The sequence below is a fragment of the Streptomyces sp. NPDC007872 genome (assembly GCF_042868165.1).
GTDB lineage: Bacteria > Actinomycetota > Actinomycetes > Streptomycetales > Streptomycetaceae > Streptomyces.
Window position 1 is genome coordinate 166,871 of record NZ_JBIAEA010000006.1, and the last position, 12,672, is coordinate 179,542.

Genomic DNA, 12,672 nt, shown 5'->3' on the forward strand with positions numbered 1-12,672 from the left:
CGCGGGCGGCTCGGTTCCGAGTGCCTCGTCAAGTGGGCCGGAGAGGAAGGGGGTTGGTGGGCGTCGGGCGCCGGCGGCGCCCGGGGGCCCTCCACAGCACTGACAATCGATCCCGGTGCGAGGGCGCGGCCTATGAGCACGTGCGGGCGGCACTACGTAAGCTGTGCCACGTCGAACGGACGAGGGGACGGACATGGCGATGATGCGGCTCCGACGCGAGGATCCGCGGATCGTCGGGTCGTTCCGGCTCCACCGCAGGCTGGGGGCCGGCGGGATGGGCGTCGTGTACCTGGGGTCCGACCGGCGCGGCCAGCGGGTGGCCCTGAAGGTCATCCGGCCCGACCTCGCCGAGGACCAGGAGTTCCGGTCGCGGTTCGCCCGCGAGGTGTCGGCGGCCCGGCGGATCCGCGGCGGCTGCACGGCCCGGCTCGTCGCCGCCGACCTGGAGGCCGACCGCCCCTGGTTCGCCACCCAGTACGTCCCCGGCCCCTCCCTGCACGACCGGGTCGCCGAGGAGGGTCCGCTGCGCGCCGCCGACGTGGCCTCCATCGGGGCCGCGCTCTCGGAGGGCCTGGTCGCCGTCCACGAGGCCGGCGTCGTGCACCGGGACCTCAAGCCGTCCAACATCCTGCTCTCCCCCAAGGGTCCCAGGATCATCGACTTCGGCATCGCCTGGGCCACCGGTGCCAGCACCCTCACCCACGTGGGGACCGCCGTCGGTTCGCCCGGCTTCCTCGCCCCCGAGCAGGTGCGCGGCGCCGCCGTCACCCCCGCCACCGACGTGTTCTCGCTCGGCGCCACCCTGGCGTACGCGGCGATGGCCGACTCCCCCTTCGGGCACGGCAGTTCCGAGGTCATGCTCTACCGGGTCGTGCACGAGGAGCCGCAGTTGCACGGCGTGCCCGACGCGCTGGCGCCGCTGATCCGGGCCTGTCTCGCGAAGGACCCCGAGGACCGGCCGAGCACCCTCCAGTTGTCGATGCGGCTCAAGGAGATCGCGGCGCGCGAGGCGCAGGGGCTGCCCGTCTCCCGGCCGCCCGTGCAGCGGGAGCGGTCCGAGGAGCGCAGCACCGTCCGGCCGACGGAGCGGTACACCGAGTACACCGAACGGGACACGCGCGGGCGTGGGCCCGAGCGGGCGGGCGAGCGTGGCTCCGACCGCGGTTCCGAGCGGGAGCGGGGTCAGGGGCGGGGGGCTTCCTCGCGGTCCTCCGCCGCCGGACCGCGGACCGGGGGCTCCCGGCCCCCGCAGTCCCGTCCCGGCACCAGGCCCGGCGTCCGCCCCACCTCGGCCGGCCGCCGCCCCGCCAACCCCCGGCTGCTGCGGCAGCGGCTCTTCGTCTTCGTGGTCGTGACCCTGGTCGTCGCCCTCGGCATCGCCGCCGCGCAGGCCCTCCAGGGCTGAGCCGGGCGGGCCCGCTACGACTCCGGGCGGCCCGTCGCCACCGCGTAGAACGCCACGGCCGCCGCCGCTCCCACGTTGAGCGAGTCCACGCCGTGGGCCATCGGGATGCGGACCCACTCGTCGGCGGCCCGCAGGGCCTTCTGCGACAGGCCCTCACCCTCCGCCCCCAGCATCAGCGCCACCCGGTCCAGCCTGTGCGGGGCGGCCTCGTCGATGGAGACCGCCCGCTCCGCCGGGGTGAGCGCGAGCAGCTCGAAGCCCGCCTCCTTCACCGTCTCCAGGCCTCGCGGCCAGCCTTCCAGGCGGGCGTACGGGACGGAGAAGACCGCGCCCATGGACACCTTCACGGAGCGCCGGTAGAGCGGGTCCGCACAGTCCGGCGAGAGCAGGACCGCGTCCATGCCGAGGGCCGCGGCGCTGCGGAAGATCGCGCCGATGTTGGTGTGGTCGTTGACCGACTCCATGACCACCACGCGGCGGGCGTCCGTCAGCAGCTCGGACGCCTCCGGGAGCTCCTTGCGCTGCATGGAGGCGAGGGCTCCCCGGTGCACGTGGTAGCCCGTGACCCGCTCCGCCAGGTCCGGGTCGATCACGTACACCGGCGCCTCGGATCCGTCGATGACGTCCCGCATGGCGTCGACCCACTTGGCCGAGAGCAGCATCGACCGCATCGCGTACCCGGCCTGCCCCGCCCTGCGGATGACCTTCTCGCCCTCCGCGATGAACAGGCCCTCGGCCGGCTCGCGTCTGCGGCGGAGCTCGACGTCGGTCAGGCCGGTGTAGTCGCGCAGGCGGGGGTCGTCGGGGGCGTCGATCGTGATCAGTTCGGCCACGGGGTGCTGCTGCCTCGTTCGGAGTGGGGTGGAGTGGGTGGGGTGGGGCGGGCGGGGTGGTGGGTTCTTCTCATGCCGTCGGCTTGTCCGGGCCTTCCGTCACCACGTCGCCTATGACGATCACCGCCGGCGGGCGGACCTCCTGCGTCCTGACCGTCTCCGCGACCGTCGCGAGCGTCGCGTCCACCCTGCGCTGGGCCGCCGTGGTGCCCTCCTGGACCAGGGCCAGGGGGGTGTCCGGGGCCTTGCCGTGGGCGACGAGCGCCTCCGCGATCTTCCCGATCTTGTCGACGCCCATGAGGATCACCAGGGTGCCCGTCAGCTTGGCGAGCGAGGCCCAGTCGACGAGGGAGCGCGGGTCGTCGGGGGCCACGTGTCCGCTGACCACCGTGAACTCGTGGGCCACCCCCCGGTGCGTGACCGGGATGCCGGCCGCTCCGGGCACCGAGATCGAGCTGGAGATGCCGGGGACGACCGTGCAGGCGATGCCCTCGGCGGCGAGCGCCTGCGCCTCCTCCATGCCCCGGCCGAAGACGAACGGGTCGCCGCCCTTGAGGCGGACCACCGACCTGCCCGCCTTCGCGTGCTCGATCAGCGCGTTGTTGATGGCCTCCTGGGCCATGAACCGGCCGTACGGGATCTTCGCCGCGTCGATCACCTCGACGTGCGGGGGCAGCTCGTCCAGGAGGTCGCGGGGGCCGAGGCGGTCCGCGATCACCACGTCCGCCTCCGCGAGCAGGCGGCGGCCGCGCACCGTGATGAGGTCCGGGTCGCCGGGGCCGCCGCCGACCAGGGCCACGAACGGGGTGCGGGCGCGGTGCTGGGGCGCCGCGATCGAGCCGTCCCGCAGGCCCTCCACGATCGCGTCCCGCACGGCGGCCGAGCGGCGCGGGTCGTGGCCGGTGAGCACCGCCACGGTGACGCCGTCGCCGCGGCCGGTGGCCGGGGTCCAGGCGGTGGCCGCCTCGGCGTCGTCCGAGCGCACGCACCAGATCCGGTTCCGCTCGGCCTCGGCGGAGGCGGCCTCGTTCGTGGCGGGGTCGGTGGTGGCGACCAGGACGTACCAGGCGCCGGTGAGGTCGCCGTCCTCGTACCGGCGCTTGATCCAGGTGATCTCGCCCGTCTCCGCCATCACGTCCACGGACGGGGTCGCGGAGGGCGAGACCAGGGTGACGTCGGCGCCCGCGGCCAGCAGGGCGGGGAGACGGCGCTGGGCGACCTGGCCGCCGCCGAGGACCACCACGCGGCGGCCGGTGAGGCGGAGGCCCACGGGGTAGGCGGGGGTCGTCGCCTTCTCGGCGTGCGCGGTGGGGTCGACGTGCTCGGCCATGGGTGAGCGGCTCCTCGGGGCGTGGCAGGTGCGGCCGCTGCGGCGGTGGAGCGGCTGGTGGGACGCTGTTTCGGGTCCCACGATATCGGTGGCCCCGGGGTGTCACCCTGTGACGGATCTCCCCGCCGTGGAGCGTGACGTGGGGGCCGCTCCGGGGTCGCGTTCGGGACCGCGTGGTTCACGGCGCCCGCCGCCCCGGAGGGTTCGGCTCCTTGTCGCGCCCCACCTCACGCTTCACGTCCCGGACGCGACCCCCGCGCGGCCCCCACTCGCGTATGGAGGCGGGAGCCGCGCCGGTGGTGCTACTTCTCGGTGACTCCCGCCGAGTCGAACGTGGCCACCTCGTGCATCGCGCGGGCCGCGCTCTGCACCAGCGGGAGGGCCAGCAGGGCGCCCGTGCCCTCGCCGAGGCGGAGGTCCAGGTCGACCAGGGGGCGCAGGCCCAGCTTGTTCAGGGCCGCCACGTGGCCGGGCTCGGCGCTGCGGTGGCCGGCGATGCAGGCCGCGAGCGACTCGGGCGCGATCGCCCGGGCCACGAGGGCCGCCGCTCCGGTGGAGACGCCGTCGAGGACGACCGGGGTGCGCAGCGAGGCCGCGCCCAGGATCAGGCCCACGAGGGCCGCGTGCTCCAGGCCGCCGACCGCCGCGAGGGCGCCGATCGGGTCCTCCGGGTCCGGGGCGTGCAGGGCGAGGGCGCGGCGGACCACGTCCACCTTGCGGGCGTGGGTCTCGTCGTTGATGCCGGTCCCCCGGCCCGTGACCTCGGCCGGGTCCACGTCGGTGAAGACCGAGATCAGGGCGGCGGACGCCGTGGTGTTGGCGATGCCCATCTCACCCGTGAGCAGGGCCTTGTTGCCGGCCGCCACGAGGTCGCGGGCCGTCTCGATGCCCACCTCGATCGCGGCCAGGACCTCTTCGCGGGTCATGGCGGGACCCGTGGTGAAGTCGGCGGTGCCGGGGCGGACCTTGCGGGGCAGGAGGCCCGGGGTGGCCGGGAGCTCCGAGGCCACGCCGACGTCGACGACGCAGACCTCGGCGCCGACCTGGTGGGCGAACGCGTTGCAGACCGCTCCCCCGCCGAGGAAGTTGGCCACCATCTGGCCGGTGACCTCCTGCGGCCAGGGCGTGACGCCCTGGGCGTGGACGCCGTGGTCGCCCGCGAAGATCGCGACGGCCGCGGGCTCCGGGATCGGCGGCGGGCACATCCGGGAGAGGCCGGCGAGCTGGGCGGAGATGATCTCCAGCATGCCGAGTGCGCCGGCCGGCTTGGTCATGCGCTTCTGGCGCTCCCAGGCCTCGCCGAGCGCCTTGGCGTCCAGCGGTCGGATGTTCGCGACGGTCTCCTGGAGGAGGTCGTGCGGCTCCTCGCCGGGCAGGGCGCGGCGGCCGTACGTCTCCTCGTGGACGACCCAGGCCAGCGGGCGGCGCTTGGACCAGCCCGCCTGCATCAGCTCGGGCTCCTCGGGGAACTCGTCCACGTAGCCCACGCAGAGGTACGCGACCACTTCGAGGTGCTCGGGAAGGCCGAGGGCGCGGACCATCTCACGCTCGTCGAAGAAGCTGACCCAGCCGACGCCGAGGCCCTCGGCGCGGGCCGCGAGCCAGAGGTTCTCGACCGCGAGCGCGGAGGAGTACGGGGCCATCTGCGGCTGCGTGTAGCGGCCGAGCGTGTGGCGGCCGCCCCGGGTGGGGTCGGCGGTCACCACGATGTTGACCGGGGTGTCGAGGATGGCCTCGATCTTCAGTTCCTTGAACTGCTTCGCCCGTGCCTTCGGCAGCGACTTGGCGTACGCCTCGCGCTGCCGCTGGGCCAGCTCGTGCATCGCCTGCCGCGTCTCGGCGGAGCGGATGACGACGAAGTCCCACGGCTGGGAGTGGCCGACGCTGGGGGCCGTGTGCGCGGCCTCCAGGACGCGGAGCAGCACCTCGTGCGGGATCGGGTCCGAGCGGAAGCCGTTGCGGATGTCACGGCGCTCGCGCATCACGCGGAGCACGGCCTCGCGCTCGGCGTCGTCGTAGCCGGGGGCCGGGGCGGGAACGGTCTCCGGGGCGGGGGCGGCTTCCGGGGCCGGTTCCGGGAGGGGCGTGATCTCCTCCGGGGCCGGTTCCGGAACCAGCTCCGGGGCGGGCTCTTCGGTGGGGGCCGGTTCCGGGAGGGGATCGGCCTCAGGGGTAAGGACCGGCTCCGGAAGGGGAGCGGCCTCAGGGACAGGCACCGGCTCCGGAAGGGGAGCGGCCTCAGGGACAGGCACCGGCTCCGGGAGGGGAACGGCCTCCGGAGCGGGGGCCGCTTCCGGGATCGGGACGGCTTCCGGGACCGGGACGGTCTCCGGGGCGGGGGCCGGTTCCGGGGCGGGAATCGGTTCCGGGACGGGGATCGGCTGCGGAGCAGGGGTGGGCTCCTGGGCGGGCGCCTGTTCCTGGGCCGGAATCGGCTGCTCGGCCGGGGTCTGCTCCTCGGCCGGGATCGGCTCCTCGGTCCGGACCGGTTCCGGTGTCGGGGCGGTTTCCACCGTCGCGACGGGCTCCGGCGCCTCGGGGGTCTCCTGCTCCCGCGACTGCTCGGGGGCGGCCTCCGTGATCGGCTCGGCGGGGGCCGCCTGCTCCGACGGGGCCTCGGGTTCTACGGCCTCCGGGGCCTGCTCGGTCTCCTCCGGTGCGGGAGCGGCGGCCACCACGGGCTCCGGCTCGACCGCTTCCGGGGCCGTCGGCTCGGGCTCGCGCGGCGCGGGCACGACGACCGCCTCGGACCCGGTCGGCTCCTCCCAGATCTCCGGGGCGGCCTCGGGCGCCGGCTCCGGCTCGGCGGCCGGCGTCGGGGCCAGGTGCGGGGCCGTCGGGACGGTGCCCTCGACCTGGACGAACTGGCCGGAGTGGTCCGGGTGCGGGACGACCGTTTCTGCGGTCGGCAGCGCCACCGGCTCCTGCGCGGTCCACGGTTCGGCGCCCTGGGGCGCGAGCTGCTGCTCCTGCGCGATCTCGAAGTACTCGGGGCCCGTGGTCGGCGGGCCCGGGGTCCGGACCGGCACGGGGGCGGGGCCGGTGGCCACGAGGGGCTCCGGAGCGGGCTGCGGGGCCGGGGCGGGCGCGGTGGCCGGGCCCCGGTCGGCGAGCGAGCGCACGACTCCCCCGGTGCCCTCGGGCACGGGCGGGCCCATGTGCAGGGGGCGGCGGGCGGGCGGCGGGGTCGGCGCCGCGGCCTGCGGGGGCACGGGGAGGCCGCCGAGGTCGACGGAGCCCGACTCGTGGCCGGTGATCCCGTGCGCGCCGGTGTCGAGGATGCCGGGCTCGTAGCCGTGGTCGGTGACGACCGGCTCGTACGGGGCGACGGGGACGCCGTGCGCGGGCGTGCCCGCCGGGACGCCGTGGGCCGGAGTGCCGGTGTACGGGTCGAGCGGTACGCCCTGCGGCGGGGTCCGGCCCTGCGGGGCGGTCAGGACGTCGCCGAGGGCGACGGGCTCGGGGAGCGGGTCCGTGAGCGGGTCCGGCAGGGGGTCCGTCAGCGGGTCGCCCATCGGCGCCGGGGGCGGCACGGCGACCGGCGGCGCGGGCACGACGCCCGGCGGGTGCTCGCTCCAGGCGCCCTGGGCGCCCGGCATCAGAAGGAGGTCGTCGTCCTCGGTGGTCTGTCCGGAGGGGTCCAGGAAGGTGTACGCGCCCGGTGCGGGGATGCCCGGCTGCTCGACCATGCCTGCGTTCTCCGGCAGTCCCTCGCCCGGGACCTGGCCGGTGTCCGTCATGCGTACCCCTCGCCCATCGCTTGTGCTCCTTCAGACCTTCGCCCGTCGACAAGAACGAGCGTGCGCGCCGCGCGGCACGAAGGACGCGGACACCTGCACATTGTCCCGGCCCTCGGCCTCCGTGGCAGGAAGATTCGCCACGGTGCGCTGTGGACTGCGCCACGTCGCGCGGTCCCCCCTGGTCGCGTACCACGGCGACGGCTCCGAAGGGCCACCCATCCAGGACATCGGCACACGAAGTGACGAGTGTCCGGACGCGGTACAACAATCGGCCAGCCTACCCCGCCCGGTGGGGCGGCCGGGTCAGGGGGAGCGTTCGATCCTGCGTCCGGAGAGCAGGAAGACGGCCGAACGATCGCGTTCCGACCAGGTGTCCGGGTCGAGTCCGACGGCCTGGAGGAGGAGGATCTCGACGGCGTAGCCGCCGGCCGCGGTGAGGGCGGCCCCGACGGCCTCGGCCTCGTCGCGGGTGGAGGCGTGGGCGACGATGCGCTCCGGGCGCCGGTCGGCACAGGCGGTGACGACCTGGACGCCGCCGGTCGCGATCCGGACGACGTCGGGTTCGGGGAGGCTCTCCAGGACGTGCGGGGCGCGGCCCTGCACGGTCTGGAGGGTGACGCCGTGGCGGCGGGCGGCGGCCTCGGTGCGGGCGCAGGCGGCCGGGTCGAGGTCGACGGCGATGACGGCGGCGCCGAAGCGGGCGGCCTCGACGGAGAAGGCGCCGCCCGCGCAGCCGATGTCCCAGACGAGGTCGCCGGTGCGGGGCCCGAGACGGGCGAGTTGGGCGGTGCGGAGGGCGGGGTCCTCGCCCGCCTTCGGGCGGGCCTGACCGGGTCCGGTGCCGTGCCCCTCGGAGTCGTACTCCTCCGTGGGGAGGCCCCAGCCCCGGAAGGGGCGGACGGACGGGTCCTGGCCCGCCAGCCAGGGGGCGGTCGGGGTGCCGCCTCCCCCGCCGATGACGAGGACGACGTTCGGGTCGCTCCAGGTGTGGTCGGCGGCCTTGTCGGAGGTGAGGACGGAGACCCGTTCGCGGTCGGTGCCGAGCTGTTCGCAGACGACGAAGGTGCGGTGGACCCCGTCGAGGAGGAGGGCGAGTTCGGCGGGGCCGGCGCCCGGCGAGGTGAGGACGGCGACCTTGGGGTGGGCGCGGCAGACGTTGACGGCGCGGCGCAGGGTGCGCTGGTGGGCGACGACGATCCGGGCGTCCTCCCAGGGCATGCCGGCCCGGGAGAAGGCGGCGGCGACGGAGGAGACGGCGGGGACGACCTCGACCTCCAGGCCGTGCTCGGGGGCGCGCAGGGTGCGGACGATGCCGAAGAAGCCGGGGTCGCCGTCGGCGAGGACGACGGCGGTGCCGCGGTGGCCGGCGATGCGGCGGGCGGCGAGGTCGACGCTGCCGAGGCGGATGCGCTCGGCGGCGGGGGGCACCTCGGGCCGGGCCAGGTGGTGGGCGGCTCCGGCCACCAGGGTGGCGGCGGAGAGCGCGGAGCGGGCCGCCGGGGAAAGGGGCGAGCCGTCCCAGCCGATCACCGTGACGCGGTCGGCCATCGTCGTCTGTCTCCCTGTGGTGTTGTCGCAGGTCGGGGGCGTGCCGAGCGTACCCCGGGATGGCCCCGGGGAATCAGTTCCAGTCGGTGTACGAGGAGTATCCGGCTTCGGCCATCTGGTCGGCGACGTCGTCGAGGTCCTCGGGGAGGAGGCCCCAGAGGATGAAGTCGGTGCGCAGCTCGGTCCAGCCGCCGTCCTCGGTGCGGGTGCGGGCTATGCAGGCGTTGCGCAGGACGCCCTCGCTGATGCAGCCGATCTTCTGGGCGACCTGCTGGGAGGCGGTGTTGTCGGCGGCGGTGCGCAGTTCCAGGCGTTCGAACTTCCGGTCGTTGAAGAGCCACCGGGCGGTGGCGAGGGCGGCTTCGGTGGCGTAGCCCTCGCCGCGGGCCCAGGGGGCGACGATGTAGGAGAGTTCGGTGGAGCGGACGCGCCAGTTCGTGTTGCCCAGTTGGACGACGCCGACGAGGCGCTGGGTGAGGAACTCGGTGACGGCGAGGTCGAGTCCGCGACCGGCGGCGCGCTCGGCGGGCGCGTATCCGGTGATCCACTCGCGGGCGGCGGCCTCGGTGAAGGGCTGGGGCACGGCGGTCCAGGCGCCGACGAGTTCGTCGTTCATCATCTCGGCGAGCGCGGGGGCGTCCGCCTCCTCGAGCGCGCGCAGCACCAACCGGTCCGTGTTGATGGAGATGTCCGGAAAGGTGGTAGTCATGCGCAGCTCCATGCCGTGGACCGTCCGAATCGACCGTGAACGCACAGCATGCAGCATGCCACCGCCGGTGCGCATGGCCGGGTCGGGTACGGCGGAAGGCCCCGCGCACCGGACGGGGTGCGGGGGCCTTCCGCTCAAGGCGCGTACGGGGGAACCGGTCTGACGGTCCCTCGGGCGGCGGTTACTCCTTGGGGGCGCCGAAGGCTGGGATGACGGAGCCCTTGTAGGTGTCCTCGATGTACTTCTTCACCTCGGGCGAGTTGAGGAGCTCGGCGAGCTTCTGCACGCGGGCGTCCTTCTCGTTGCCCTCCTTGACGGCGAGGAAGTTGGCGTACGGGTTGCCCTCGGCCTTCTCCAGGGCGATGGCGTCCTTCGCCGGCTCCAGCTTGGCCTCGAGGGCGTAGTTGCCGTTGATGACGGCGGCGTCCACGTCGTTCAGGGCGCGGGGCACGGTGGCGGCCTCCAGCTCCTTGAACTCCAGGCCCTTCTTGTCCGTGATGTCGGAGAGCTTGGCGTTGGTGCCGACGCCGTCCTTGAGGGTGATCAGGCCGTTCTCGGCGAGGAGCTGGAGCGCGCGGCCGCCGTTGGTGGTGTCGTTGGGGACGGCGACGGTCTGGCCGGGCTTAACGTCCTTCAGCGACTTGAGCTTCTTGGAGTAGAGGCCGAGCGGCTCCAGGTGGACGTTGACCACGGGGACGATGGTGGTCTTGTTCTTCTGGTTGAAGTCGTCGAGGTACGGCTTGTGCTGGAAGAAGTTGGCGTCGACCTGGCCGGACTGGGTGGCGGTGTTCGGCAGGACGTAGTCCGTGAACTCCTTCACCTCCAGCTTCAGGCCCGCCTTCTCGGCCAGGTTGTCCTTGACGTAGTTGAGGATGTCGGCGTGCGGCGTCGGGGACGCGGCGACGACGAGGGGCTTGTCGGCGGCGCCGGCCGAGTCCTTGGAGGAGGACGGGTCGGAGGAGGTGCCGCAGGCGCTCAGGCCGAGGGCGAGGGCTGCGGTGGCGGCGACGCCGGCGGTGAGCTTGATGTTCTTGCGCACGAAGAGTGCCTCTTTCGGGTGGAGTGGTATGCGTCTGGACAACAAGTCCGGACTGTTCTTCGAAGGACGAAGCCGAGGGCGGGGCGGGACGGCCTCAGGCCGTGCGGCCCCGGCGGGCGAGGAGTCGGACGACTCCGTCGCCGATGAGCTGGACGACGGTCACGATCACGACCAGGACGACCACCGTGACGAGCATGAAGGTGGTGTCGAAGCGCTGGTAGCCGTAGGTGACGGCCTTGGAGCCGAGGCCTTCGCCGCCGACCGCGCCGGCCATCGCGGAGTAGCCGATGAGCACGATCACGGTGGTGGTGACGCCCGAGACCAGGGAGGGCAGGGCCTGCGGGAGCAGGACCTTGCGGACGATGGTGGGGATGCCGCCGCCCATGGCCTGGACGGCTTCGACGAGTCCGTGGTCGACCTCGCGGATCGCGGTCTCGACGAGGCGCGCGAAGAAGGGGATGGCGCCGATGGCGAGCGGCACGATCATCGCGGTCGGGCCGATGAAGGTGCCGACGACGAAGGTGGTGAAGGGGATCAGGGCGATCAGCAGGATGATGAAGGGGAGCGAGCGCCCCACGTTCACGATCGCGCCGACGACCTTGTTCACCGGCCGGTTCTGGAGCAGTCCGCCCTTGTCCGTGAGGACGAGGAGGATGCCGAGCGGCAGGCCGCCGAGGACGGTGACGAACGTGGCCCACAGGACCATGTAGAGGGTGTCGACGGTGCCCTGCTCCAGCAGGGGCTGCATCTCGGACCAGGTCACTTGGCACCTTCCTTCACCAGTACGGTCGCCGCGCCGGACACCGGTTCCCGGTCGGTCGCTTCTTCGGTGGTCCCGGCTTCTTCCACGACCTCGACCTGGAGGCCCTGCTCGCGCAGGAAGCCGACCGGGACGACGTTCTCCTCGTACCGTCCGGGCAGTTCGATCCGCATCCGGCCGATCTGCTTGCCGCCGACGGTGTCCATCGCCGCCCCGAGGATCGAGATGTCGACGTTGTACGTGCGGGAGAGCTGGGAGATGACCGGCTGGGTCGCGGCCTCGCCGTGGAAGGTGACGTCGACGACCGTGCGGTCGGGGCCGGTGGGGGCGCCGCTGACCGGGAAGAGCTCGGCGGCCAACTGGGAGCCGGGGGTGGCGAGCAGTTCGCCGACGGTGCCGGACTCGACGACGCGCCCGTGCTGCATGAGGGCGGCGGAGTCGCAGACGGTCTTGACGACGTCCATCTCGTGCGTGATGAGCAGGACGGTGAGGCCGAGCTGCTGGTTGAGGTCGCGCAGGAGCTGGAGGATGGAGCGGGTGGTCTCCGGGTCGAGGGCGCTGGTGGCCTCGTCGGAGAGGAGGACCTTGGGCTTGCCGGCGAGGGCGCGGGCGATGCCGACGCGCTGCTTCTGGCCGCCGGAGAGCTGGGCGGGGTAGGCCTTGGCCTTGTCGGCGAGGCCGACGAGGTCGAGGAGTTCCAGGGCGCGGCGGGAGCGCTCGGCCCCCGATATGCCGAGGATCTCCAGGGGGAGCTCGACGTTGTCCTTGACCGTGCGGGAGGACAGCAGGTTGAAGTGCTGGAAGACCATGCCGATGCTGCTGCGCGCCCGGCGCAGGGCCCTGCCCGCGCGACGGCCCTTCCCGGCGAGGGCGGTGAGGTCGACGCCGTCGACGGTCACCGTGCCGGAGGTGGGGCGCTCCAGGAGGTTGACGCAGCGGATGAGGGAGGACTTGCCGGCGCCGCTCTGGCCGATCACGCCGAACACCTCGCCCTCGCGGACGTGGAGGTCGACGCCGTCCAGAGCGGTGACCTGGCGGCCGCGCGACTCGTAGACCTTGGTCAGGCCCGAAGTGGTGATCACAGGGGTTTCCGTCACTGTCGAGTGCGCGACGCGGGGTCCGTCACGCACGGGGCATTCGTCATCGGACAGTCAGGCGCACGGGACCGGTCCGGCGGGTGGCCGGGCGTCGGCAGGTGCGCGGGGCGGGCACGGTCCGCCGCCGTGGGGCGGGGGTCCGGCGCGGCCGTCGGTCTCGCTTCGGGGCGCGAAAATCGGCGGGAGCCCTCAGATGGCGCACATTCGACAC

At 73.9% G+C, this 12,672-nt stretch carries 9 protein-coding genes; 1 reads left to right on the plus strand and 8 read right to left on the minus strand.

The genetic code is table 11. The annotated features are described in order from the left end of the window. Window positions 1-193 precede the first annotated feature (193 nt). The gene (locus ACFYNX_RS22655; RefSeq protein WP_365539932.1) at window positions 194-1,405 is read left to right on the plus strand and encodes a serine/threonine-protein kinase; all 1,212 of its coding nucleotides are present in this window, start codon (window positions 194-196) and stop codon (window positions 1,403-1,405) included. Window positions 1,406-1,419: 14 nt separating this feature from the next. On the opposite strand, the gene ACFYNX_RS22660 is transcribed toward ACFYNX_RS22655, so the two are convergent. The 8 genes from ACFYNX_RS22660 to ACFYNX_RS22695 form a co-directional block, all read right to left on the minus strand. Continuing rightward, window positions 1,420-2,238 carry an RNA methyltransferase gene (locus tag ACFYNX_RS22660; protein WP_365539933.1) on the minus strand — a complete coding sequence of 273 codons (819 nt, stop codon included), beginning with the start codon at window positions 2,236-2,238 and terminating at the stop codon, window positions 1,420-1,422. Window positions 2,239-2,308: 70 nt separating this feature from the next. Beyond that, window positions 2,309-3,568: a uroporphyrinogen-III C-methyltransferase gene (gene cobA, locus ACFYNX_RS22665; protein ID WP_365539934.1), complete on the minus strand. Its 1,260-nt coding sequence runs from the start codon at window positions 3,566-3,568 to the stop codon at window positions 2,309-2,311. Window positions 3,569-3,870: 302 nt separating this feature from the next. Next, window positions 3,871-7,308, minus strand: coding sequence for a nicotinate-nucleotide--dimethylbenzimidazole phosphoribosyltransferase (gene cobT / locus ACFYNX_RS22670; protein WP_388663617.1), 3,438 nt, complete (start codon window positions 7,306-7,308; stop codon window positions 3,871-3,873). A 303-nt stretch (window positions 7,309-7,611) separates the two neighbouring features. After that, window positions 7,612-8,856, minus strand: a complete 1,245-nt coding sequence (gene cbiE, locus ACFYNX_RS22675) for a precorrin-6y C5,15-methyltransferase (decarboxylating) subunit CbiE (protein WP_388663619.1) — start codon at window positions 8,854-8,856, stop codon at window positions 7,612-7,614. Between the two features lie 73 nt (window positions 8,857-8,929). Next, window positions 8,930-9,565, minus strand: coding sequence for a GNAT family N-acetyltransferase (locus tag ACFYNX_RS22680; protein ID WP_388663621.1), 636 nt, complete (start codon window positions 9,563-9,565; stop codon window positions 8,930-8,932). 181 nt (window positions 9,566-9,746) lie between these two features. Further along, on the minus strand, window positions 9,747-10,604 hold the full coding sequence (locus tag ACFYNX_RS22685) for a MetQ/NlpA family ABC transporter substrate-binding protein (RefSeq protein ID WP_388663624.1): 858 nt from the start codon (window positions 10,602-10,604) through the stop codon (window positions 9,747-9,749). A 94-nt stretch (window positions 10,605-10,698) separates the two neighbouring features. After that, the gene (locus tag ACFYNX_RS22690) at window positions 10,699-11,367 is read right to left on the minus strand and encodes a methionine ABC transporter permease (RefSeq protein ID WP_125668062.1); all 669 of its coding nucleotides are present in this window, start codon (window positions 11,365-11,367) and stop codon (window positions 10,699-10,701) included. Further along, window positions 11,364-12,446 (minus strand): methionine ABC transporter ATP-binding protein, encoded by a 1,083-nt coding sequence (locus ACFYNX_RS22695; protein ID WP_388663627.1) that lies wholly within the window; start codon window positions 12,444-12,446, stop codon window positions 11,364-11,366. Before ACFYNX_RS22695 ends, ACFYNX_RS22690 begins: the two co-directional genes overlap by 4 nt. Window positions 12,447-12,672: the final 226 nt, after the last annotated feature.